Source organism: Myceligenerans salitolerans (genome assembly GCF_017349295.1).
Classification (GTDB): domain Bacteria; phylum Actinomycetota; class Actinomycetes; order Actinomycetales; family Cellulomonadaceae; genus Myceligenerans; species Myceligenerans salitolerans.
Genome location: NZ_JAFMPK010000047.1, coordinates 231347 through 255588, shown reverse-complemented (window position 1 = coordinate 255588; position 24242 = coordinate 231347). Strand labels below are relative to the sequence as shown.

The 24242-nt window shown below is 72.3% G+C and carries 15 protein-coding genes and 1 riboswitch; of the genes, 12 read left to right on the top strand and 3 right to left on the bottom strand.

The features are described 5' to 3' along the window. The first annotated feature begins 40 nt into the window (after positions 1–40). The 6 genes from J0911_RS14615 to thiD all read left to right on the top strand — a co-directional run bounded on the left by J0911_RS14615 (position 41) and on the right by thiD (position 7897). Positions 41–1798 carry a carboxyl transferase domain-containing protein gene (locus J0911_RS14615; RefSeq protein WP_242636755.1) on the top strand — a complete coding sequence of 586 codons (1758 nt, stop codon included), beginning with the start codon at positions 41–43 and terminating at the stop codon, positions 1796–1798. 11 nt (positions 1799–1809) lie between these two features. Continuing rightward, positions 1810–4137 carry an acetyl/propionyl/methylcrotonyl-CoA carboxylase subunit alpha gene (locus tag J0911_RS14610; RefSeq protein WP_207276185.1) on the top strand — a complete coding sequence of 776 codons (2328 nt, stop codon included), beginning with the start codon at positions 1810–1812 and terminating at the stop codon, positions 4135–4137. 71 nt (positions 4138–4208) lie between these two features. Next, entirely contained in the window at positions 4209–5360 is a 1152-nt protein-coding gene (locus J0911_RS14605; RefSeq protein ID WP_207276184.1) for an acyl-CoA dehydrogenase family protein, read from the top strand. Then, entirely contained in the window at positions 5357–5941 is a 585-nt protein-coding gene (locus J0911_RS14600) for a MaoC family dehydratase (RefSeq protein ID WP_207276183.1), read from the top strand. Before J0911_RS14605 ends, J0911_RS14600 begins: the two co-directional genes overlap by 4 nt. After that, positions 5938–6789: an HpcH/HpaI aldolase/citrate lyase family protein gene (locus tag J0911_RS14595; RefSeq protein WP_307865100.1), complete on the top strand. Its 852-nt coding sequence runs from the start codon at positions 5938–5940 to the stop codon at positions 6787–6789. The genes J0911_RS14600 and J0911_RS14595 overlap by 4 nt, the downstream gene beginning before the upstream one ends. 115 nt (positions 6790–6904) lie before the next feature. Then, positions 6905–7002, top strand: a riboswitch (TPP riboswitch). Positions 7003–7054: 52 nt separating this feature from the next. After that, positions 7055–7897: a bifunctional hydroxymethylpyrimidine kinase/phosphomethylpyrimidine kinase gene (gene thiD, locus J0911_RS14590; RefSeq protein WP_207276181.1), complete on the top strand. Its 843-nt coding sequence runs from the start codon at positions 7055–7057 to the stop codon at positions 7895–7897. 9 nt (positions 7898–7906) lie between these two features. Here thiD and J0911_RS14585 read toward each other — a convergent pair whose 3' ends face one another. From J0911_RS14585 to J0911_RS14575, 3 genes are all read right to left on the bottom strand, one after another. Further along, the gene (locus tag J0911_RS14585) at positions 7907–8485 is read right to left on the bottom strand and encodes a hypothetical protein (protein ID WP_207276180.1); all 579 of its coding nucleotides are present in this window, start codon (positions 8483–8485) and stop codon (positions 7907–7909) included. 82 nt (positions 8486–8567) lie between these two features. Beyond that, entirely contained in the window at positions 8568–9347 is a 780-nt protein-coding gene (locus J0911_RS14580) for a hypothetical protein (RefSeq protein ID WP_207276179.1), read from the bottom strand. A gap of 138 nt (positions 9348–9485) precedes the next feature. Next, positions 9486–12236 carry an ATP-binding protein gene (locus J0911_RS14575; protein WP_278186834.1) on the bottom strand — a complete coding sequence of 917 codons (2751 nt, stop codon included), beginning with the start codon at positions 12234–12236 and terminating at the stop codon, positions 9486–9488. 325 nt (positions 12237–12561) lie between these two features. Here J0911_RS14575 and J0911_RS14570 point away from each other — a divergent pair, with 325 nt between their 5' ends. The 6 genes from J0911_RS14570 (at position 12562) to J0911_RS14545 (ending at position 24191) form a co-directional block, all read left to right on the top strand. Then, positions 12562–13488: an ABC transporter ATP-binding protein gene (locus tag J0911_RS14570; protein WP_207276177.1), complete on the top strand. Its 927-nt coding sequence runs from the start codon at positions 12562–12564 to the stop codon at positions 13486–13488. After that, positions 13485–14345 (top strand): ABC transporter permease, encoded by an 861-nt coding sequence (locus J0911_RS14565; protein ID WP_207276176.1) that lies wholly within the window; start codon positions 13485–13487, stop codon positions 14343–14345. The genes J0911_RS14570 and J0911_RS14565 overlap by 4 nt, the downstream gene beginning before the upstream one ends. Positions 14346–14939: 594 nt before the next feature. Further along, positions 14940–18440, top strand: coding sequence for a S8 family peptidase (locus J0911_RS14560; RefSeq protein ID WP_207276175.1), 3501 nt, complete (start codon positions 14940–14942; stop codon positions 18438–18440). A 322-nt stretch (positions 18441–18762) separates the two neighbouring features. Continuing rightward, entirely contained in the window at positions 18763–19749 is a 987-nt protein-coding gene (locus tag J0911_RS14555; RefSeq protein ID WP_207276174.1) for a helix-turn-helix transcriptional regulator, read from the top strand. Positions 19750–20194: 445 nt separating this feature from the next. Further along, the gene (locus J0911_RS14550) at positions 20195–21055 is read left to right on the top strand and encodes an alpha/beta fold hydrolase (RefSeq protein ID WP_207276173.1); all 861 of its coding nucleotides are present in this window, start codon (positions 20195–20197) and stop codon (positions 21053–21055) included. 139 nt (positions 21056–21194) lie between these two features. Next, on the top strand, positions 21195–24191 hold the full coding sequence (locus J0911_RS14545) for an ATP-binding protein (RefSeq protein WP_207276172.1): 2997 nt from the start codon (positions 21195–21197) through the stop codon (positions 24189–24191). The last annotated feature ends 51 nt before the right edge of the window (positions 24192–24242 follow it).

Genomic DNA, 24242 nt, shown 5'->3' with positions numbered 1-24242 from the left:
CGGTTAACCACCGTTAACCGAGCCGGGTTATGCTGCCCCCATGGCGACCACCACTGCCACGTCACCGCCGACGCAGCGCGACCTCGCCGCCGGTCTTCGCGAGCGGATCGCTCGCGCGGCCCAGGGCGGCCCCGCCCGATCCCGGGAGAAGCACCTGGCCCGCGGCAAGTTGTTGCCCCGCGACCGGGTGCGCCGACTGCTGGACGAGGGCAGCCCTTTCCTGGAACTGTCCGCGCTGGCGGCGTACGGCATGTACACCGGCGGCGCGAGCAGCGCCTCCGCCGGCGCTGCCGCCTCCGCCGGCGCTGCCTCCGTCTCCGCCTCCGCCGACAATCCTGTCGGCGGCGCCGCCGCGGGTAACCCCTCCGAGGCGAACGGCCTGAGTGACGACGACTTCGCCGTCCCCGGGGCCGGCGTCATCGCGGGCATCGGCATCGTCGAGGGCCGGCACGTGATGGTGGTGTGCAACGACGCCACCGTCAAGGGCGGCACCTACTACCCGGCCACCGTCAAGAAGCACCTGCGCGCCCAGGAGATCGCCCGGGAGAACCGCCTGCCCTGCGTCTACCTCGTGGACTCCGGCGGCGCGTTCCTCCCGCTGCAGGACGAGGTCTTCCCCGACCGCGAGCACTTCGGCCGCATCTTCTACAACCAGGCCCGCCTGTCCGCCGAGCGGATCCCGCAGATCGCCGCCGTCCTCGGCTCCTGCACGGCGGGTGGCGCGTACGTCCCCGCGATGAGCGACGAGACCGTCATCGTCCGCGACCAGGGCACCATCTTCCTCGGCGGACCGCCGCTGGTGAAGGCCGCGATCGGCGAGGTCGTCTCCCCGGAGGAGCTCGGCGGGGGAGATCTGCACGCCCACCGCTCCGGTGTCGCCGACCACCTCGCCGACGACGACGAGCACGCGTGCGAGATCGTCCGCGGCATCGTGCGCACCCTGCCACCCGACCCCGGCCCCGTCTGGGACGTGAACCCCCGCCCGCTGCCGCCGTCGTCCGACCCGGAGGGGCTGTACGACGTCGTGCCCGTGGACGTCAACGCTCCTTACGACGCGCACGAGGTGATCTTCCGTCTCGTCGACGCCGCTCCCGAGCCGGGCCCCGACGGCCCCGTCCCGGACTGGCACGAGTTCAAGCCGGGCTACGGCACCACCCTCGTGACCGGGTTCGCCCGTCTGCACGGCCACCCGGTCGGCATCCTCGCGAACAACGGCGTCCTGTTCGGCGAGTCCGCGCGCAAGGGCGCCCACTTCATCGAGCTCGCGGACCAGCGCGGCATCCCGCTGCTGTTCCTGCAGAACATCACCGGCTTCATGGTGGGCCGCGACGCCGAGGCCGGGGGCATCGCGAAGGACGGCGCCAAGATGGTCACCGCCGTCGCCTCCACCCGCGTGCCGAAGCTGACGGTGATCGTCGGCGGGTCGTTCGGCGCCGGGAACTACTCCATGTGCGGTCGCGCCTACTCCCCGCGCTTCCTGTGGTCCTGGCCCGGCTCCCGGATCTCCGTGATGGGTGGCCCGCAGGCCGCCTCCGTCCTGTCCACCGTCAAGCGCGACCAGATCGAGGGCGCCGGCGGCACCTGGTCGGACGAGGAGCAGACCGCCTTCGAGGCCCCCGTCCGCGAGTCCTACGAACGCGCCGGCAGCCCTTACCACGCCACCGCGCGCGGCTGGGACGACGGCATCCTCGACCCCCTCGACACCCGCCGGGTCCTCGGCATGGCCCTCGACGTGTGTTCCCGCGTCCCGTTCGACGACGCCGGCGCGACCCCGCGCTTCGGCCTGTTCCGGATGTGAGGGGGACGACCGTGAGCGACCAGCACCTTCACCACCCCGGCACCCCGTCCGGAGCCGCGCGCCCCGGCGCGGGCGCACCCGGCACCGGTCACGACGACCGCCCGTTCGGTACCGTCCTCGTCGCCAACCGCGGCGAGATCGCCGTGCGCGTCATCCGCACCCTGCGCCGCCTCGGCATCCGCTCGGTCGCCGTCTACTCCGACGCCGACGCCGGTGCGCCGCACGTCCGTCTCGCCGACACCGCGGTGCGGATCGGCCCGGCGCCCGCGACGTCGTCGTACCTCGACATCGATGCCGTCGTCGAGGCCGCCCGCACCGCCGGAGCCGACGCCGTCCACCCCGGCTACGGCTTCCTGTCCGAGAACCCCGCGTTCGCCCGCGCCTGCGCGAGTGCCGGGATCGTCCTCGTCGGACCGACGCCCGAGGCCATGGAGGCCATGGCCGACAAGATCTCCGCCCGTGACCTCGTCGCCGCCCGCGGCGTCCCCGTCCTGCCGGGCACCACCGGCGTGACAGGGCCGGCGGGAGCGCCCGGCGTCCCCGCCACCGACGAGGACCTCCTCGCCGCGGCCCCCGGCGTCGGCTTCCCCCTCATCGTCAAGCCCGCCGCCGGCGGCGGCGGCAAGGGCATGCAGGTCGTCGACGACGCCGCCGCACTGCCCGCCGCGCTCGTCTCCGCCCGCCGCGTCGCCGCCGCCGCGTTCGGCGACGACTCCCTCCTGCTCGAACGCTACGTGCCCGACCCCCGGCACATCGAGGTCCAGATCCTCGCCGACACCCACGGCACGGTCATCCACCTCGGCGAACGCGAGTGCTCCCTGCAGCGCCGCCACCAGAAGGTCATCGAGGAAGCACCGTCGGCCCTCCTCGCGAGCCTGCCCGACGACGTCGCCGCCACCCTCCGCGCCCGCATGGGCGAAGCCGCCTGCGAGGTCGCCCGCGCCTGCGGCTACGTCGGCGCCGGAACCGTCGAGATGCTCGTCCCGGGCCGCCCCGACGCCGCACCGGACGCCGTCCCCGGCACGGATGCCGACGACGACGGTCCCGGCCGTGCCCTCGACCCCGCCTCGCTCGACTTCTGGTTCCTGGAGATGAACACCCGCCTCCAGGTCGAGCACCCCGTCACCGAGGCCGTCACCGGACTCGACCTCGTCGAGCTCCAGCTCCGCGTCGCCGCCGGCGAGAAGCTCCCGCTCGCCCAGGACGACGTCGTGCTGGACGGCCACGCCGTCGAGGCCCGCGTCTACGCGGAGGTCCCAGCCCGCGGGTTCCTCCCGGACACCGGAACCGTCCTCGCGTACGCCGGGCCCACCGGCCCCGGCGTACGCGTCGACTCCGGCATCACCACGGGCAGTGTCGTCGGCGGCGACTACGACCCCATGCTCGCCAAGGTCATCGCCCACGGCACCGACCGCAGCCACGCCGTCGACCGGCTCGACCGGGCACTGGCCGACACCGTCGTGCTCGGCGTCGAGACCAACACCGGCTGGCTCCGGGAACTCCTCGCCCACCCCGACGTCCGGGCCGGACGGATCGACACCGGCCTGATCGAACGCGCCGGCGACCCCGCCCCCCCCGAACCGGACGACGCCGACCTCACCGAGGCCGCGCGTGCGCTCGCGGAGCACCGTCCGGAGGAAACCGCGTCTCCGCGGGCCCGCGGACACGCGGTGGCGCGGGCGACCGGGCAGACGTGGCCGCACGTGACCACCGGCCGGACGGCGGCGGGGACGGGTGAGGCGGTCCTGCGGCCCGGCCCGTGGGCGCTGGACGGCTTCCGTCCGGGCGCGCCCGCCGAGCCGGTGCGGTACGAGGTCGCGGGCCGTCTCGTGACGGTCGACGGGCCGGTCGGCTCGGACGGTACGGTCCCGGCGGACGGCCCGCGCGGCAGCTCGCCGGAGGCCGCGGACACCGCGACCGCCGTCGTGCAGGAGTCCGGGCGTGCGGTGCGGACCGTCTGGCTGCACCGTGCCGGGCGCACGCTGGCGTTGGCCGCGCCCACGCGCGCGCAGGCGTCCGCCGCGCGGCGTGCGGCGCGAGCCGCCGCGGCGTCCGCGAGCGGGACCGCCGGGCCCGACGTGCGTGCCGCCATGCCCGGCACCGTCGCCTGGGTCGCCGAGGACGGGGACGTCGCGGCGGGCGACACGCTGGTCGTCGTCGAGGCGATGAAGATGGAGCACCCGCTCGTCGCACCTCACGAGGGTGCCGCGACCGTGCGGGTCACCGTGGGCGAGCAGGTGCGGCGTGACCAGGTGGTCGCGACCGTGGCCGCGTCGCCGGCCACCGACGGCGGTGCGGGCCCGGCCGCGGCGGGGCCCTCCGGCACCGCGGCGGGCTGAGAACACGACAAGACCTCCGGGCCCGCACGACCCCCGCGGTCCCGGCTGATCCCGACACCCTGGGAGGAACCATGAAGTACTTGCTCACCGACGAGCAGGCCAAGCTGTATGACGAGGTGTGCCGCTTCGCTGACGAGGTGGTGGCGCCGCGCGCCTACGACTACGACACCAAGCGCGAGCTGCCCGTCGACATCATCGCCCGGATGGGGGACATGGGGCTGTTCGGCCTGCCGTTCCCCGCGGAGTACGGCGGGCAGGGCAAGGACTACGTGTCCCTGTGCCTGGCCGTGGAGGCGATCAGCAGGGTGGACCAGTCCCTCGGGGTGACCCTGGAGGCGGGCGTCGGGCTCGGCGTCGTGCCGATCTTCCGGCACGGCAGCGACGAGCAGAAGCGGCGCTGGCTGCCGGATTTGCTGTCCGGGCGGGCGCTGGCCGGGTTCGGCCTGACCGAGGACGAGGCCGGTTCGGACGCCGGCGCCACGCGTACCACGGCGGTGCGCGACGGCGACGAGTGGGTCATCAACGGCTCCAAGCAGTTCATCACCAACTCCGGCACGCCGATCACGTCGCTGGTCACGGTCACGGCGGTGACGGGCCGCAAGGAGAACGGCGGGCCGGAGCTGACGTGCTTCATCGTGCCGACGGGCACGCCCGGGTTCGAGGTGGGCCCCGCGTACGACAAGGTCGGCTGGCACACCTCGGACACGCACCCGCTGACGTTCACCGACGTGCGGGTCCCGCACTCGGCGATGCTGGGGGAGCAGGGCCGCGGGTACGCGAACTTCCTGCGGGCGCTGGACGAGGGCCGCGTGGCGTTCGCGGCGCTGTGCGCGGGGGCGGCGCTGGGCTGCTACGAGCAGGCGCTGGCGCGCGCCAAGGAGCGCAGGGTGTTCGGCGAGCCGATCGGGGCGAACCAGCACATCGCCTTCACGCTCGGCCGGATGCAGGCGCGTGCGCACTCCGCCCGGCTGGCGTGGATGGACGCGGCGCAGAAGCTGGTCGCGGGGATGCCGTTCAAGACGGAGGCGTCGCTGGCCAAGCTGATCGGTTCGGAGGCGGCCGTGGCGAACGCGCACGACGCGTCCCAGATCTGGGGCGGGTACGGTTTCCTCAACGAGAACGCCGTGGCCAGGCACTACCGTGACGCGAAGGTGCTGGAGGTCGGCGAGGGAACCACGGAGGTGCAGCTGATGGTGCTGGCCCGGGAGATGGGGCTGCAGTGACGGATCCGACGACGTCGTCCGGTGAGGGGGCGGGAGCCGGTCAGGGCCGCGAGATCCTGCAGCGCGGACGCTACTTCGACGAGCTGGAGGTCGGGGACCGCTACCTGCACCGGCCCGGACGCACCGCGACGGAGGCCGACGACGTGCAGTTCACGACGCTCACGATGAACGGTCAGCCCCTGCACCTGGACGCCGCGTGGGCGGGCACGCAGCCGTTCGGCCAGCGCCTGATGAACTCGATGTGGACGCTGTCCACGCTGGTGGGACTGTCCACGTGGCAGGTCACGCTGGGCACGCTCGTGGCCAACCTCGGGTTCGAGCAGGTGACCTTCCCGGCCCCGGTGTTCCACGGCGACACGGTCTACGCGGAGACGAACGTGCTGGCCAAGCGCGCCTCCGCGTCCCGGCCGGGGCAGGGGGTCGTGACCCTGGAGCACGTGGGCCGCAACCAGGACGACGTCGTCGTGGCACGGGCGGTGCGCAACGGACTGTTCTGGACGCGCGCGGCGCACGAGGCGGCGGAGGCGCCGGCCGGGCCCGGAGGGCCGGGCGGCGTGCCGGATGCGGAGGGTCAGTGGTGATCCCGGGACCCGCGCTCCTGTTCTGCCCGGCGGACCGGCCGGACCGGTTCGCCAAGGCCGCGTCCCGGGCCGACGGCGTCATCCTCGATCTGGAGGACGCCGTCGCGCCCGGGGCCCGCCCCGCGGCGCGTGAGGCCCTCGTCGCGGCGGCCTCCCACGGCGGAGCCGACGGCGGGGTCCTCGCGCCCGAGCGCACGATCGTGCGCGTCAGCCCGCCGGGGACGCCGGACCACGACCTGGACCTCGCCGCGGTGCGGGCGACACCGCTGCGCACGGTCATGGTCGCGAAGGCGGACGCGAGCCTGCCCGTGCCGGCCGGGCTCGACGTCGTCGCGCTGTGCGAGACGGCGGCGGGCGTGGCGGACGCGGCGGCACTGGCCCGGCGGGACGACGTCGTCGCGCTCATGTGGGGGGCGGAGGACCTGGTCGCCTCTCTCGGTGGTACGGCGAGCAGGTTCGGACCGGACGAGCGCACGCCCGGGGCGTACCGGGACGTGGCCCGGCAGGCCCGCGCGACGGTCCTGCTGGCCGCGGGCGCGGCAGGCAAGGCGGCGATCGACGCGGTGCACCTGGACATCGACGACCTGGAGGGGCTGCGGGCGGAGGCGGTCGACGCGGCCGCCTCGGGGTTCGCGGCCACGGCGTGCATCCATCCGCGGCATGTCGCGGTCATCCGGGACGCGTACGCGCCCTCGGATCGGGAGGTGGCTCGCGCCGAGGCGATTCTCGCGGCGGCGGCGGACCACGAGGCCGGAGGTGGGACCGGGGTGTTCACCGTGGAGGGAGTGATGGTGGACGAGCCCGTCCTGCGTCACGCCCGCGCGGTCCTCGCCCGGGCCGGCGCGTGACCGCGCCGGCCTTGCCGGTTCCTGGTGCACACTTGACCGGGGTGTGACGGATCGTACACCCCGCCGAGCCGGACTTTTCTCGACAAACCAGTCGTACGCTGCGTAAACTGAGAAAGAAATCGACACGGGGTGCCGCCTTCGTGGCAGCTGAGAACACACCCGTCGAACCTGATCCAGGTAGTGCCGGCGAAGGGAATGTCGAGATGCGCAGAACCGAGGATCGTCCGGGAACCGCCGCGACGGCGGTGACCACGGCGGTGACGCCATGAGCGTCCCGCGTGTGCTGTCCATCGCCGGCTCGGACCCGTCGGGTGGCGCGGGGGTCCAGGCGGACCTGAAGTCGATCGCGGCCCACGGCGGTTACGGGATGGCCGTGATCACGGCCCTGACGGCGCAGAACACCCACGGGGTGCAGGCCGTCCACGCGCCACCGGCGGCGTTCGTCGCGCAGCAGCTGGACGCGGTCAGTGACGACATCGACATCGACGCGGTCAAGATCGGGATGCTGGGCACGGCCCGCGCGGCCGACGTCGTCGGCGCGTGGCTGGAGCGCGTCCGTCCGCCCGTCGTGGTGCTCGACCCGGTGATGATCGCCACCAGCGGCGACCGCCTGCTGGAGCCTCGCGCGGAGGCGGCGTTGCGGGACCTGTTGTCGCTGGCCGACGTCGTCACGCCCAACATCCCGGAGCTCGCGGTGCTCACCGGCGGCCCGGAGGCGGTCACGTGGGAGCAGGCCGTTGCCCAGGCGCGCGAGGTGGCGGCCGTGCACGACGTGCTGGTCCTGGCCAAGGGCGGTCACCTGCTCGCGTCCGACACGCCGGATGCCCTGGTCTCGGCCCATGGTGAGGTGGCTGCTGTCAGCGGCCCGCGTCTGGTGACCACCAGCACGCACGGCACGGGCTGCTCGCTGTCCTCGGCGATGGCGACCCTGCGCGTGGTGACCGGTTCGTGGCCCGAGGCGCTGCGGCGCGCGACGACGTGGCTGCGTGCGGCCATCGCCCGGGGGGAGAGCCTGCGGGTGGGAGGCCGCGGCGGCCACGGCCCGGTGGACCACCTGGGCATGCTGTGGGACGCCGCCGGCGTCAGGGCCCGGGCCCTGGAGGCATAGCCCGGCCGGTCACCCGGTGAGGAGGCCGGCCGTCGCCACGGCCAGCGCGATCGCGGCGGCGACCCACGCGATGAGCACGTCGCGCCGTGCGCGGGACCGGACGTGCTCCAGTGCCTGATGGAGCACGGTGACCTCCTCCCGGGCCGCGCTGAGCTCGGCGACCACGGACCCGGCGGCCGCGTGCGCCGCTGCTGCCTCCTCGCGTGCGACCCGCGCGTCGGACCGGGCGCGTTCGGCGGTGATGGCCGCCTGCGAGGCCGCTCCGGCGGCATGGGCGGCGGCCGCCTCCGCGGCCTCGGCGGCGCGGCGCAGGTGCTTGCGGTCCTTGCTCTCGGCGGAGGTGGGGGCGTGCACCATCGCCGACCCTCCGACTCGTGCGTCGTCGGAGCCCGCGGGATCGCTCATGCCGGCGTCGACGGTGGGCTGGGAGACGGTCGCCTCGCCGGCGAGCTCGGCCCCGGGCGTCTCGGTGCGGGCCAGTTGTGCCTGGACCCCGGCCTTCAGGTCGGCCAGGAGGGGGCGGGGATCCCAGGACATCCGCTGGGGTCGGGCCGTCGCGTGCCGCGGGGAGTCGTCGAGGGGCGCCATGGCGAAGAAGGTACCAGCGGAAACGCCGTTCGAGGGCGTGTCGTTCGCACCGCCGGGCACCGTCGTGAGGCCGTGGCTGGCGTCAGAGCGCGAACGCCGCCGCCAGGGCCGCCACCGCCAGGACGACGGCGACCGCGGCGACGACCGTTGCCGTGGCCGCCTTCCTCGCCGTGGCGGCCGCCTGCTCGCGTGCCGCCACGGCGGAACTCTGCGTCTCGGCCAGCGACGCGGCCAGGCGGGCGATCTCCTCCCGCTGCGCGTCGGCGGTCTCCCGCAGTCCGGCGACCTTCTCGTCGGTGGCCTCGGCCGACCGGCCGGCGGCGGCGACCCGTTGCTCGACACCGTCGACGCGTGCGGTGACCGCCTCCTGGGCCTCACGGGTGGCGGTGCGGGTCTCCTCCAGGCCCTGGCGTGCCGCCTCGGCGGCCTCGGCGGCCGCCTCGGCGCGCGCCCGGGCGTGCCCGATGTCCTCACCGGTGCGCCGGTCGAGCTCGTCGAGCCGGGTCAGGAGCTGGGCGGCGGCGTCGTCGCCGGCGGCCGACAGGTCCCGCTTGCCGGTGTCCAGGAACGCGTCGGCCCAGGTGCGCCGCTTCTTGCCGGTCCTGGTGCGGCGAGGTTCGTCGTCGCCGGCGTGCGCGGCGGCCTCGGCCGCGGCGCGGACGTGCGGCGGGATGTCCACGGACGGCGCCGGGTAGTCCTCGGGGTCGGTGGGCGTCTCGCCGGCGCGGTCGCCGCTCTCGGACTCGGGGATCTTGATCGGGGCGGTCAAGAGCTCGCGCAGACGCTCGATGCGGCCGTCGTCGGCATTGTCGTGCTCCGTGGCGTCGCTCTCGTCAGAGGTGGCGGGGCGCTCATCGCTCATGGGGGAAACGTACTGCTCTGCCGGTTCTGCGTCGACCACTTCGGCAGGTGCGGCGTTTCGCCGGTGACGGGGCCGCGGCCGCCGGGCGGTCGTGGATGGCCACCCGTGACGGTCCGAGGCTCGCCGGCGCCGGGGCGGTCACGGCAGCGAGACCTCCCTCAGTTCGCGGCGGGACTTGATCCCCAGCTTGCGGTAGACGTTGCGCAGGTGCGCTTCGATGGTGCGCGGGCTCAGGAACAACTGTGCGCCGACTTCCCGCGAGGTGGCTCCCGTAGCCACATGCCTCGCGACCAGCAGTTCCTGAGCCGTGAGCTCATCGGTCGACTGTGTCATGCGCCTGCGGGGGTGCTCGCCCGTGGCACGTAGCTCATTGGCGGCACGGGCGGCGAAGGCTTCGGCACCCATGTCCGAAAGGAGGCCGTGCGCGGTACGCAGCTCGTCACGAGCATCCTGGCGTCGTCCTTCGCGACGCAGCCACTCTCCGTAGACGAGGTGCGCCCGTGCGGCCTCCCCGGCGATCCGCGACGTTCCCAGCTGGGCGATCGCCTCACGATAGTGCGCCTCGGCCGAAGGACCCACGATCGTCAGCGCGCGCGAGCGCGCCTCCAGGCCGCGCGCCCAGGACGTGTCGCAGGCTTTGGCCCGTGTCGTCAACCGCTGGAGCGCACTCGCGGCGGTGCCGGGGTCGCCCGCACGCACCGATGCCTCGACCAGTTCGGCCAGGCCGACAGTGCTCAACGAGAGCTCGAGGCAGGCGCAGGTCGCCTCCGCCGCGCGCTGTGCCTTGGTGTACTCGCCGAGCGCGTTGTAGAGCACGGCCGTCGCGTACTTCGCCAGACCGACCTCCGCACCGTTCGCCGGATGGCTGGGATCCTGCAGGGTGATGTCGTGCAGCCGTATGGAGGTCGCCCTGTCGCCGCTCCACGCGGCGAGGATGGTCTCGGAGTGACGACTGGGGACGCCCCCGGTGGCCTCCGTGATGGAGATCGACTGGGCGACGAGTTCGCGCGCCCGAGCGATCTCACCGCTGATGATCAGCACGTTGGCGTGCAGGCTCAGTGCCGCAGGGAGCACGGCGAGCGCGCCGGCCGCGCGTGCGGACCGGACGTACGCCTCGGTGAGGTCGTGGGCGAGCTCGTCGTCGAGAATCCCGACGGCGATCCTGCCGGTCAGGTCGTGGACGATCCCGATGGTGCGCCTCGCGGTGAAACCTGGCCGCGGCCGGGGCTGATCGTTCGGAATCCCGACGTCGCGCAACGACTCCAGTGCGTCCCTCAGAGCGGGCACACCCGAGGGGAACTCGTGCACCATCGTCGTGGCCAGCCCGACGAGCAATCTGTCCACGGGCCGCGTCACGCCCTCGATCGCGGGGTCGTCGAGTGCGGCCCGCGCGATGACCCGGCCGATCGGATCGCCGTAGATCATCGACAGGTCGAGCGCGTCGAGGCGGATCTCGCGGGCCAGCTCCGGATCGGACCGGGCGACCAACGCCGCGGCCTCCGAGAGTATCGCCGGTGCCTCTCGATGCCGGCTCAGGTGGTACATGATCTGCGCGCGCAGCAATGCCACTCGGGCGCGCTGAAGCGTGTCGAGCGGACCGGCCTCGGCCGTTGCGAGCAGGTCGAGCGCCGGCTCCGGGGCGCCGGCCTCCCGCAGCGCGTGGGCGGCTTCCAGTGCTCGTCGTGCGCGGTCGGCGAGATCCGGCGTCAGCTCCGTCGACCGCTGCAGGAACGCCCCCGCGGCCGCGGAGCCGCCGCGGGCACGCGCTCTCGCCGCGGACCGGTCGAGCTCCGCCGCGATTCGCTCGTCGAACCCGGACGCCGCCTGAGCGGCATGCCATGCCCGGCGGTCGGGTTCGAGCGCGGGATCGGTGGCGGTCGCCAGCGCGGCGTGTGCGCGGTGGCGATCCGCAAGCCCGGCGGCGCGATAGACGGCCGAGCGCACCAGCGGATGCCGAAAGCGCACCCGGGTGCCGACCTCGATCAGCCCGGCGGCTTCGGCGGGCGCCACCGACTCAGGAGCGATGCCGGCCTGGGCAGCAGCGCGTCCGAACAGGGACGGGTCTCCTGTGGGATCCGCGGCGGCGATCAGCAGGAGCATTCGGGTCTCGTCGGGCAGGTCTCCCGCCCGGTTCCGGAACTCCGTCTCCACGCGCCCAGGGATGTCTGAGACGTCGGGATGCTGGAAGCCGCCGGCGAGTCGCGCAGGCCGAGAGTGAGAGGGAAGCTCGAGCAGCGCGAGCGGATTTCCACGGGCCTCGGCGATGATCCGGTCCCGTACCTCGTCGTCCAACGGCGCCGCGACCACCGAGTCCAGCAGCTCGCGGGCATCCGCCTCGCACAGCCCGCTCAGACGCAGTTCGGGCAGGCCGGCGAAGACGGTGTGGTCCCCACCGTTGTCGCGGACGCCGAACACCATCGCCACCCGTTCCGCGTCGACGCGGCGCGCGACGAAGGTGAGTACTTCGGCCGAGGCATGGTCCAGCCACTGGGCGTCGTCGACGAGACACAGCAGGCCGCTTCGCTCGGCGGCGTCGGAGAAGAGACCGAGGGCCGCCAGGCCCACGATGAACTTGTCGGGGGTGGGACCGGTCTCGCGGCCGAGCGCGACTTCCAAGGCCAGTCGCTGCGGCTCCGGCAGCGCGGACACGCGGTCGAGCAGCGGAGCGCAGATCTGGTGCAGCCCCGCGTAGGCGAACTGCGTCTCCGCTTCGATGCCCGTCGACGTCTCGATGCGGAACCCGAGCGCGTCGGCGCTGGTGCGCACATGCTCCAAGAGCGCGGTCTTGCCGATACCGGCCTCGCCGCGCACCACGAGGGCGCCGCTGCGCCCGGTCTTCGCCTCGCCCAGCAGCTGCTCGACCTGGCGGCATTCCACGTGCCGGCCCAGAAGTGTCGACAGTTTCGCTCTCCTCCGGGTCGTCCACCGACCTGAACCATGTGCTTACCACAGTCATTATGGCGGCTCGGACGCGTCGCGCGTCCCGGACGGGGCGACGGGCTTCCTGGACCCGGAGGGCACAGGAGGTCGACCACCGCGCGGTGGCGGAACGGTGTGGGCGTCCAGCGCGGCGGTCCGCGGGAACACCTTGACCGTGTTCCGGCGACACGGTGTCGACTGACCGCGCGCAACGGGCCCAACGGTCCGTCACACCTGGCCTCACGACACCGAGTGACGCAGGAGGCGCGAAGTTGAGAACAGATGGAGTTCATTCGTGATCGAAGCTCAGTCGCTGACAAAGCGTTACGGTGCCAAGACTGCTGTCGACAGCATCGACTTCACCGTTCGTCCGGGCCGGGTGACCGGATTCCTTGGTCCGAACGGCGCCGGTAAATCGACCACGATGCGGATGATCGTCGGCCTTGATCGGCCGTCCGGTGGTGTGGTCAGGGTGAACGGTAAGGCGTACGTCCGGCATCACGCGCCGTTACGTCAGGTCGGCGCCCTTCTCGATGCGAAAGCAGTCCATCCGGGGCGCAGCGCGCGCCACCATCTCCTCGCCGTGGCCGCCACGCATCGAATCGGTGCCAAGCGTGTCGACGAGGTCATCGGCCTCACAGGGCTCGAGCCGGTGGCGGGCCGGCGCGTGGGCGGCTTCTCACTCGGGATGGGCCAGCGGCTCGGTCTCGCCGTGGCCCTGCTCGGCGATCCTGCCACGCTCATCCTTGACGAGCCGGTCAACGGGCTCGACCCCGACGGGGTGGTGTGGCTTCGTGGGCTCGTGCGGCGCCTTGCCGTAGAGGGGCGCACTGTCTTCCTCTCGTCCCACTTGATGAGTGAGATGGCGCAGACGGCCGATCACGTCATCATCCTCGGCCGAGGGCGTGTCGTCGCCGACGCCCCCATGAGTGAGATCGTCGCGGGGGCCGAAGGAGACTCGGTGCAGGTACGCAGCCCGCAGGCCGAGCACCTCACACCTCTGCTCGAAGCAGAGGGCGCGACCGTGTCGCGCGCGGAGGCTGACCTGATCTCCGTGACGGGTCTCGCCGCGGCGCGTATCGCCGAGGTCGCCGCCGGCGCGAGGGTCGTTGTCCATGAACTCACCCCGCTGACGCGGTCACTCGAAGATGCCTACATGGCGTTGACCCGAGACGAAGTCGAGTACCGCACGATGCAGACATCTCCTGAGGTCGACCGATGAGCAGCACTACCGCACCCTCCGTCTTCGTTCCCGCCGAGGGGGATCTGTACCTCGGCGGCGTCATCCGCTCGGAGTGGATCAAGTTCCGCAGCGTCCGCTCCACCTGGTGGGCCTATGCAGTTCTGCTGACGTTGACGGTCGGGATCGGGGCGCAGGTCTCGTCGTCGCTCAGTTTCGAAGGCATGCCGGACGTGCCCACTCAGGACGCGATCCAGGACATGGCCGTGTATGCCGTCACGGTCACCACCGATTTCGGCGCGCTGATCGTGGGTGCGCTCGGTGTCGTCGTCATCGCCGGAGAGTACGGGACCGGCACGATCCGATCGACCATCACCGCCGTGCCGACGCGTCTGCCGATCCTGTTCGCCAAGGCGCTCGTCTTCGCCGTGGCCACCTTCGTCGTGAGTGCCGTCGCGTTCGCCGTCACCGTTCCGCTCTCCGTCAGCCTGCTCGCGCGCAACGACGTCGCCGTGCGGCTCGATGATCCGCAGTACTGGCTCGCGTTGCTGGGCGGCGTGGGATACCTCGTGCTGGTCGGTCTTATCGCGTTCTCTGTCGGTGGGCTCATGCGCACCACGGCCGGTGGCATGTCGGTGACGTTCGTCCTCCTGCTCGTGGCACCGATCGCGACGAGTTTCCTGCCGACCGGGGCGGAGAATGTCGCAGTACTGTTGCCTTCGATCGCGGGCGACGTACTTCTGAGCTATCCGACGGAGCAGAGCTGGGTGGACCTGGCCGCCCCGACGGCCAGCAGCGATTGGATCACCGAGCCGTGGCAGGGCGGTCTCACGCTCGTCGCCTGGGTCGCGGTGCTCTTCACCGCCGCAGCAGTCCTGCTCGAGCAGCGAGATGCGTAGTCGTGCGCCACTTCCTGGGGCGACTCTTCGGGTGTTCATCGGTCAGCTGTTCGGTTCGGCCCCGCCCGTCGACACACGACCCCGGCCTGCTCGGGGCCGAACCGGTCCTCCAGCCCGGGACTCCACGTGCTCGAACCCGGCGACTTCCGATCGGTCAGGTGATCGCGACGACGTACGCCATGTGGGCGGCGCCGGGTGAAAAGTCCGTTCCCGCGTGACGCCCGTGTAAACACTTCTGACCGCTAGCGGCCAATGTCCTAGATGGGCCAGGCTCCGGCTTGATTCGGCTGATTCGTTACGGCTAGACAGCCCTCAGTACACCAGGACACCCGCGGACGACGGGGTCGAAGAGAGGTAGGCGCCATGCGTCGGAAGATGATCGCTGGGCTTGCGACATTGGTCGTGAGTCTTACCGCCGGAGGCGCGGCTGTCGCGTCGGACGATGGCATGGCTGCTCCACCGTCGCCCCCTGGCGGGGAGACGGTGGCGGTGACCCTGCTGACCGGTGACACCGTCCGGCTGGCGACGGTCGATGGGCGCCGGTCGGCGGCGATCGAGCCGGCGGAGGGACGTGAGAAAGTCACCGTTCATCAGATGGATATCGATGGTGAGCTGCATGTACTGCCGTCCGACGTCGTGCCGTACGTGGCCGCGGACCTGCTCGACATGGAGCTGTTCAGCGTGGACGCCCTGATCAGCCAGGGATACGACGATGCGTCGGTGGACGCCCTGCCCGTGATCGCCACCTATGCCGATGGTGCGCGTACTGGAGACGTGGGCACTCTGGCCGCGGCGCACCCGACCGAGCGGTTGGAGAGCATCAGCGCCCAGGCCCTGGACGTCGACAAAAACGGTGCGGGGCAGTTCTGGCAGGCGATCACGAGAGGCGAGGCGGCTGTGGCTGCCTCCGGCCGTCCGCGTCTGAGCGGTGGCGTCGAGAAGCTGTGGCTGGACGGCCAGGTGCAGGCCGACCTGCACGAGAGCACTGCGCAGATCGGAGCTCCCGTCGCCTGGGAGGCGGGACTCGACGGGACCGGTGCGACCGTTGCCGTGCTGGACACCGGTGTGGACGCCACCCACCCCGACCTCGTGGGCAAGGTGGTCGACCAGCGCAATTTCACCGCTGAGGCGTCCGCGTACGACGGGCATGGGCACGGCACTCACGTCGCAGCGACGGTCGCGGGAACCGGTGCGGGGTCCGACGGCCTGCGGGCCGGTGTGGCCCCGGGCGCCGATCTGATCGTCGGCAAGGTTCTGGACGACTCGGGCAGTGGTTCTGAGTCCGAGGTCATCGCCGGCATGGAGTGGGCGGCGCAGGTCGGTGCCGACGTCGTCAACATGAGCCTCGGGGGCTCGCCGACCGACGGGACCGACCCGATGAGTTCGGCAGTGAACGAACTGTCCGCCACCTACGACACGCTGTTCGTCATCGCTGCCGGTAACAGCGGACCGGGTGCGATGACGGTCGGTTCACCGGGCGCCGCGGACAGCGCCCTGACGGTCGGCGCCGTGGACCGGGACGAAAGCTTGGCGGCGTTCTCGAGCCGCGGTCCGCGCGCCGGCGACCTCGCCGTCAAGCCCGACATCACGGCCCCGGGCGTCGGGATCGTGGCCGCGCGTTCCGGGGGAACCTCCATGGGCGACGTGGTCGACGACCTCTATACCGGTGCGAGCGGCACGTCGATGGCGACGCCCCACGTCGCCGGGGCGGCGGCGCTCCTCGCCGCGCGGCACTCCGGCTGGTCGTGGTCCCGGTTGAAGGACGGCCTGATCAGCACCGCCGCCCCAGGGGACCTGAGCGTCTACGAGCAGGGCAGCGGCCGGGTGGATGTCGCGCGGGCGGTCACCCAGGGGGTCGTCGCCACGGGCACCCTCGATCTCGGCACGTTCGAAGATGGCGAGACCGGTCACGTCTCGCGTGAGGTGAGCTGGTCGAACCGCGGCGATACGGACGTCGAGCTGGAGCTGGAGCTCGACCTCACGAACGCGCAGGGTGACCCGCTCGGCACCGAGGTCGCGCTGGGTGCGGACGCCGTCACCCTTCCCGCCGGTGAGACCGTCACCGTTCCTGTCACCGTGGACGTCGAGGCGCTGCCGTTCGGCCAGTACTCCGGGTCGCTCGTGGCGACCAACGGCAGCGACCGCACCCGCACGACGGTCGCCGTCGTCAAGGACGCACCGGTCCACACTGTCACGGTCCGGGCGATCGGCAGGGACGGTGCCGCGGCCATGGCCTCGCCGATCGTGCTGTTCGGCGAGGATCCCCGATTCGACGTGGTCACCTTCGGTACCGTCGAGATCGAGGTGGCTGAGGGCACCTACTTCCTGCACGCCACGATCGACGGCGCCGCTGAGGAGCACGTGTCCGTCGTCGTCGACCCGGACCTGCACGTCTCGGGCGACATCGAGCTGGTGCTGGACGCCCGTGAGGCGAACCGCGTCGAGATCGAGACCCCGCTGCCGGCCGAGCCACGCGGCAACCTCGGCTTCACGACCTACCGCAAGGTCGGTGACCGCAGCTTCATGAATTCGACGATGAAGTTCGACGCCACCTCACAGGTCTATGTCACGCCGACGGACGAGGCTGAGCGCGGATATTTCGAGTTCACCTCCCGCTGGCAGCTCGCCGCGCCCATGGTGAAGGCTGAGGAGCCCGGCTCCCGCGGCCTGACGCTCTGGCCGACCTACGAGAGGTACTCACCGGAGGTGGACTCGTCTCGAGTGCTCCCGGTCGTCGACGTGGGCCGCGGCCAGCCGGAGGAGTACCAGGGCCGGCGTGATGTTCGCGGTGCGGCCGTGGTGGTTCACCTCCGGGACAAGGGGGAGACGGACGCCGCCGTGGCGGCGGCGGTGGAGGCCGGCGCTGCGATGGTGCTGGTCGTTCCCGATGACCCCGCACTGTGGTGGATCAAGTTCTCGGGACAGGGCCCGCGCCTGCCGCTGCCGGTCGCAGTGCTGTCCGAGGACGAGGCGCGACAGGTGGCCGAGCGGTTGTCGGAGGGTGACCGCCATGGCCCGGGGCACGGCCACGGGCCGAGGAGCCTGAAGCTCCGGTTCAGCGGCGACCAGCAGGTTCCGTACCGGTACGACGTCGTCCAGGTATCGCCGGACCGTGTCCCCGAACGTGTGGCGCACACCGTCTCGGCACGGAACACCGCCACGATCACTGCGAACTACCACTCGCTGGGCGGCGAGGACTGGGCCAAGGAGCAGCGGTACGCGTGGCGTCCCTGGCAGCAGACCACGATCGTGGAGTCGCAGCACGAGCTGCGCAAGGCGCAGACACGTACCGAGTACGTTTCTTCCGGGGCGAGCGACACCCTCTGGCGCCAGCACGTGCTGCACTACAACTCGTGGGACGAGTTCAACCCGATCGACAATGGCGCGATCCACGAGCTGCGGACCTATCAGCCGGGGGAGCGTGTCACGTACGACTGGTACCGCGGCGTGCAGCGGCCGGTCCCGGTCGGACAAGGCGCGACGCGGACCGGCGACGAACTGACGCTCGATGTCGCCGAGTTCGCCCAGGGCGCCGGGGAAACCTACCAGCGTGCCCAGCTGCCGGAGGAAGCCACCGGCAGGGTGCTCGAGGACGGTGTGATGATCGGTGGGAGTGACGGGATCACCGGGACCTACACCACCACGAAGAGATCAGCGGATTACAAGGTCGAGCTTCGTACCGTGCGTGACGAGCAGGACTGGACGTTCGGTACCGCCACGGAGACCGTGTGGACGTTCGAATCGGAACGTCCTCGCGCCGGGCGGGCCGAACAGTTGCCGATGATGCGGGTCGACTACCACGTCCCGGTTGGCCTCGACAACCACGTCAGCACGAGGCTTCCGTTCCATGACGTCAGCTTTGTGGTCGACCACCCCGGTTCGGGCGAAGTCGCCGCGCTGGAGGCATGGGCCTCCTTTGACGACGGCGAGACGTGGGACCGTCTCCGGGCCGACCGGAATCACCAGGGCGACACCTTCGACGTCCGCGTTCGGCACCGTGCGCACCGGGGCGCGGTGTCGCTGAAGGTACGGGCCGTGGACTCCGGTGGCAACACCGTGACGCAGTCTGTCGTGCGGGCCTACGGGATCCGCTGATCGCCCGGCGGTCGGTGATCGGCTGATGCCCGCGGTCACGTTCCGGCGGCGTTCTTGCGCATCGGCCCGGACCCGGCCCTCCACGAGATGCTCGTGGACCTGGCGGCTGAAACGGGCCTGACCGCGCGGACGCGTTTGCCGCCCTGGCCGGTGGCGCAACGTCGAGGTCAGCCGTACGGCTGACCTCGACGTTGCGCCGCGCGGGCGGCCGTGACCGGTACCGACGGTGCCACCATGACACAGTTTGTCTCGCGGGTCGACGGGGTTTGCCGGGCAGCGGCTCCGCGTACCACCCGCGCATCCACTTCACCGGGAGGTGTCCATGGTCCGGGACCTCGACGCGGACTTCGACGTGGTCGGGCTCGATGGCATCGCGCGTCTGGTGTATCGGTACGTGCTGTCCCACGGCACGGTCCGGCCCGCCGAGCTGGCCCAGGACGTGCCGTTGGGTGGCGCGGACGGCGTGTCGGTGCTGGAACGTCTGCGCGCCGCCGGCCTGGTCAATCGGGCCCGTGAGGGCAACGGGTACACCGCCGTCGACCCGCGCACCGCGCTGCGCACGCTCGCCGACAGGACTGCGGCCCGGGTGGACCGTGTCCGGTCCGCGATTCCCGACCTCGCGGAGCTGTTCGAGCAGGCCGGTGGCACGCCGACCTCGGGAGCAGGTGTTCGGGTCGTGGACGACCCGGCACTCATCGGTGCCTGGTACACCCGCCTCCAGCACGAGGTGACCAAGGAGTTTCTGCAGTTCGATCGCCCGCCGTACATCTTGGCCGACCAGAACCCGGTAGAGCCTCTCGTCCTGGAGCGCGGAGTGCTGTGGCGGGTGGTCTACGCGGCGGAGGTCCTGGACCGGCCGGGTGCCTGGGAGGAGATGCGGTATGCCGCCACCCAGGGCGAACGTGCACGCATCGCTCGAACCGTGCCGACGAAGCTCGCCGTCGCCGATCGCCGGATCGCGCTGGTGAACACCACGCTCGATCCCCGACGCCCGACCGCGCTCGTCGTCGAGGATCAGCCCCTGGTCGATCTGCTGTGCGCCGCTTTCGAGGCGGTCTGGGAAGAAGCCGTGGAGGTGCCGCCGACCGATAGTTTGGAGGGCGCCACGCCGCCAACGCGCGGCCCGACTGCGGAGGACCACGCACTCCTCACGCTCCTGGCCTCGGGTGCCACCGACGAGACGATTGCGCGCGAACTCGGCATCTCCAGTCGCACGCTGCGACGGCGCAGCGCCGATCTGCTTCGCCGGCTGGGTGCGGCCAACCGGTTCCAGGCCGGTGTGCGGGCAGCGGCTCGCGGGTGGATCTGAACCAGGAAGAAGCACCTCGAGGACGGGGCGAATTCTCATCGGCGACAGATCTCCCGCGGCGCAGCTTCCCACGCCCCACGTGCGTGGCGTTCACCGAGGAGGCACCCCTGCCGGTGCGAGCGCGATGTCCCGGCGCGCATCAGGCGCGTGGCGCCTGGTGTTCGCATCTGTCGATGCCCGGCTGCCCCGCACGGGAGCGCGCACGCGTGATCGACGATCCCTTGACCCTGTGGCGACCACACGGGGTCTGCTGGTGCTCAGCGGTCGGCATCCAGGAGATCGCCGAGAGCCTCGTCGCGGTCGCGGGCAAACCCCGAGGAGCGCAGACGGTTCTGGCCGGGACGGGTCCCGCCCTGCGTGATCAGCAACGTCAGCCGCGCTGCCGCCGTTCTGTCGCACGACGAGCGCGGCGGGACGGTGGCGCACAAGCGACAGGAGATCGATCATGACCACGGTCCACCACAGAACCGTCACCGTCGAGGGATGGGACGTCTTCTACCGCGAAGCAGGCTCTCCCGAGGCTCCGGTGCTGCTCCTGCTGCACGGGTACCCGACCAGCTCGCACATGTTCCGGCACCTCATTCCGGTGCTCGCCGAGCAGTATCGCGTGATCGCTCCGGATCACATCGGTTTCGGCCGTTCCTCGGCGCCCTCGGTCGACGACTTCGAGTACACCTTCGACGAACTGGCCCGTATCACCCGCGGCTTCCTCGACGTGATCGGCGTGACGAGGTTCACCGTGTACACGCAGGACTACGGAGCACCGATCGCATGGCGCCTCGCCCTGACCGATCCGGGCTCCGTGGAGGGCGTGATCTCCCAGAACGGCAACGCGTACGAGGACGGGTTCGTGCCCGACTTCTGGGCGCCGATCTGGGCGTACGGGCAGGACCCCTCGCCCGAGAACGAGAGCCGGCTGCGTCCGGCTCTGGGGAGGGAAGCCGTCGAATGGCAGTACCTCCACGGGGTTCCGGATCCGTCGGTCGTGGACCCGGACGCGTGGGAGCACGACCTGGCGCTCCTCGCCCGTCCCGGCAACGACCTCGCGCAGCTCGCACTGTTCGGTGACTACCAGACCAACCGGGCGTTGTACCCCGAGGTCCAGGAATGGCTGCGTACGTCCCGGGTACCGGTGCTCGCGATCTGGGGCCGCAACGACGAGATCTTCGGACCGGCCGGAGCCGAGGCCTTCCTCGGCGACGCGCCGCACGCGAGGGTCGAGCTCCTCGACGGCGGGCACTTCCTCCTCGAGTCCCATCTCGACGACGTGGTCGACGCGATCCTCGAGTGGCGCGCCACCTTCTGACCGGCGCAACGCCGGCTGCTCACCGGGGGTCACGCAGGCCCCGGAGACGCGCACGGGCCTGCCGACGGTGAGCCGGCTCGCACCGGCACGCCGTGCCGAGATACTTGCGTCCGTGCGGCAGCCGGCGAGATCATCCAGCATGCCCCGTCGCCTTCCCGCCGCCGACGGGAAGCCTCCGGCCGTCACCGCGCCGCAGTTCGTGGGCCGTGCCCGGCAGCTGACGGCGATCAGGGAGGCGGTGTCCCGGCCGCCGGCGATCGTCCTCGTGGAGGGCGAGGCGGGGATCGGGAAGAGTCGGCTGCTGCAGCAGTGGTCGGCGACGGTGGCACCACCGGCCGATGGCCCACCGTCGGGAGGCGGAACGACGTCCGGCGGCCGCGTCCTGACCTCCGTGTGCCCGCCCCTGCGCGAGTCCCACACGCTGGGCCCGGTCGTCGACGCCTTTCGAGGGATCGAGGTGCGCGCGGCCGACCTCGGCCTCACCGGTCTGGCCGGTGCCTTGCGGCCGCTCTTCCCGGAGTGGGCGGCCGGGCTGCCCCCGGCACCCGAGCCGCTGGACGACGCACGGGCGGCGCGACACCGCCTCTTCCGAGCGCTGGACGAGCTGCTACGAGCGCTCGATGTCGGAGTCCTCGTCCTGGAGGACGCGCACTGGGCCGACGAGGTGACCCTGGAGTTCCTGCTCTTCCTCGCCGCCCGTCTGCCGGACGGTGGCCCGAACCTGGTGGTCTCCTACCGGCTCGACGAGATCGGGCCCGGATCCTTGCTGCTCCGGCTGATGTCGCGGCTACCCGCGGGCGTCACGCAGACGCGGATCGTCCTGCCGCCGCTGGCCCAGGAGGAGACGGCGTCGCTGGTGTCGTCGATGCTCGGCGGGAGCCCCGTCTCGGACGAGTTCGCCGCCTTCCTGCACGACCGCACGGACGGCCTCCCGGTCGCCGTGGAGGAGTCCGTCCGGCTCATGTGCGACCGCCGGGACATCGCCTTCCGCGAGGGGGAGTGGACCCGGGTCCGGCTCAGCGAGCTGCTCGTCCCGCCCACGGTGCGTGACTGCACGCGGGAGCGGATCGCCCGCATGTCGCCGGAAGCGCAGTCGGTGCTACGCGCCGTGGCGACCCTGGGAGAGCCGTCGCCGGAGGCCACGATCGCCCGTACTGCCGACCTCGCTCCGCCGGCGTCCCGTGCGGGGCTCGCCGAGGCCGCCGGTGCCGCCGTCCTCACCGACGACGGCGAGGGTCTGTGGCAGTACCGGCACGGGCTCGCCGCGGCCGCCGTCCACGAGTCCATCGCTCCGAGCGACCGCCGGATCCTGCACCGGCGCGCCGGCGAAGCCGTCGAGAACCACCGTCCCACACCCGCGGCACGCCTCGCCCGACACTTCCGGGAGGCCGGCGAGACCGCACGGTGGGTGCGGTACGCCGAACGGGCCGCCGAGCAGGCCGTCGCGTCGGGTGACCACACGGCGGCCGTCGTCCAGCTCGACGACCTGCTGGCGACGGCGGACCTGTCGCCGGCCGACCTGGCACGGATCGCCCGGAACGCCGCCCTCGCCGCGCTGAGCCGCCGCGACCCGGTGGACGCCGTCTACCACCGCCTCGTCGCCACCCTCCGCACCGTCCTCGGCGACCCCGCCCTGTCCGGCCGTCAGCAGGCCGAGATCCGCAACCCGCTCGGTCGTCTGCTGATCCTGGGCGGCGAGGCGACGGCTGCGCTCGGCGAGCTGGAACAGGCAGCGGCCGGCCTCGACCACGACCCCATCGAGGCGGCCCGCGCGATGACGTACCTCGGCTGGGCCTACGCCGGGCCCTGGCCCGCCCCGGTCCACCTGCGCTGGCTCCAGCGTGCCGCCCTGATCACCGACCAGATCGCCTCGCCCGCCGACCGGCTCAACCTCGCCGGCAACCGCGCCGCCGCCCTGCTCATGCTGGGCGAGGAGGAGGCCTGGGACATCATCGCGGACCTGCCGCACGACGGGGCGACCTCCGCGGAACGGCTCGACCTGGCCCGCATCCACGCGAACGTCGGGACCGGAGCCCTGATCTGGGGCCGGTACGCCGACGCCGAACGGCACCTCGCGGTGGCCACCAGGCTCGCCGACGCCGAGCAGGCCGGCCGGCTCCGGTACAACGTCGAGATCGAGCGGGCCAACCTCGACTGGCTCACCGGCCGGTGGGACGGGCTGGCCGAGCGCAGCGCCGTCCTCGCCGACGCCGACCGGGACCGTCCCACCACCCACCTCGCCGGCATCCGGCTGTCCGCACGGCTCGCCGCAGCCACCGGACGACGACGGACCGCAGCCGAGCAGTTCCAGCGGGTCCTCGACGAGGCCGAGCGCCTCGGCGCCATCGACGACACCATGGAGCCCGCCGCCGCGCTGGCCCGCCTGCGGCTCGTCGCCGGAGACGGCCGCGGCGCACTACGGGTGACCGACCGGCCTCTGGAAGCCCTCCGCCGCAAGGGAGTCTGGGTCTGGGGCACCGATCTCGTGCCCGCGCGGGTCGAGGCGCACCTGGCCACCGGCGACCTCCGCGCCGCACAGCGGCTCGTCGGGCAGTTCGCCCGGGGTCTGCGCGGCCGCACGGCGCCGGGGCCGCGGGCAGCTCTCGCCACGTGCCGCGCCCACCTGGCCGCCGCGGCCGGTGAGCACACCCGGGCCGCAGCCGCGTACGCACGGGCGGCCCGCGCATGGGCCGTCCTGCCGAGGCCGTACGAGACCGCGCTCGCCCACGAGCGACAGGCCGAGGCCCTCCGCGCGGCCGAGCGGGCGGACCAGGGACGGCGACTCCTCGCAGAGCAGTACGAGAGCCTGTTCCGGCTCGGCGCCAAGGGCGACGCGGAGCGGGTGGCGCGGCGGCTGCGGGAGCTCGGCGCGGATGTGCCCCGCCCGTGGCGGGGCGGGCGCCGCGGCTACGGTGACCAGCTGTCTCCCCGCGAGATCGAGGTGGTCCGGCTCGTGACCACCGGCAAGACGAACCGGGAGATCAGCCGGATCCTCGCGAAGTCCCCCGCTACCGTCGACCAGCAGCTGCGTGCGGCGATGCGCAAGCTCAAGGTCGCGTCCCGCACGGCGCTCGCGGTCGTTGCGGTCGAGGCGGGACTGCTCGGCGAGGAGGGGCCCGGTGCGGGCCTGTCGTGAAGATTGACGCATACGGAGGATAGCGACGGCCGGCTCGCTCCCTGGACCATG

What these genes read in the sequence shown, in the direction of transcription:
- J0911_RS14615 (WP_242636755.1), top strand. Translation starts at nt 41, where the DNA reads ATGGCGACCACCACTGCCACGTCACCGCCGACGCAGCGCGACCTCGCC.
- J0911_RS14605 (WP_207276184.1), top strand. Translation starts at nt 4,209, where the DNA reads ATGAAGTACTTGCTCACCGACGAGCAGGCCAAGCTGTATGACGAGGTG.
- thiD (WP_207276181.1), top strand. Translation starts at nt 7,055, where the DNA reads ATGAGCGTCCCGCGTGTGCTGTCCATCGCCGGCTCGGACCCGTCGGGT.
- J0911_RS14585 (WP_207276180.1), bottom strand. Translation starts at nt 8,485, where the DNA reads ATGGCGCCCCTCGACGACTCCCCGCGGCACGCGACGGCCCGACCCCAG.
- J0911_RS14580 (WP_207276179.1), bottom strand. Translation starts at nt 9,347, where the DNA reads ATGAGCGATGAGCGCCCCGCCACCTCTGACGAGAGCGACGCCACGGAG.
- J0911_RS14565 (WP_207276176.1), top strand. Translation starts at nt 13,485, where the DNA reads ATGAGCAGCACTACCGCACCCTCCGTCTTCGTTCCCGCCGAGGGGGAT.
- J0911_RS14560 (WP_207276175.1), top strand. Translation starts at nt 14,940, where the DNA reads ATGGATATCGATGGTGAGCTGCATGTACTGCCGTCCGACGTCGTGCCG.
- J0911_RS14555 (WP_207276174.1), top strand. Translation starts at nt 18,763, where the DNA reads ATGGTCCGGGACCTCGACGCGGACTTCGACGTGGTCGGGCTCGATGGC.
- J0911_RS14550 (WP_207276173.1), top strand. Translation starts at nt 20,195, where the DNA reads ATGACCACGGTCCACCACAGAACCGTCACCGTCGAGGGATGGGACGTC.
- J0911_RS14545 (WP_207276172.1), top strand. Translation starts at nt 21,195, where the DNA reads ATGCCCCGTCGCCTTCCCGCCGCCGACGGGAAGCCTCCGGCCGTCACC.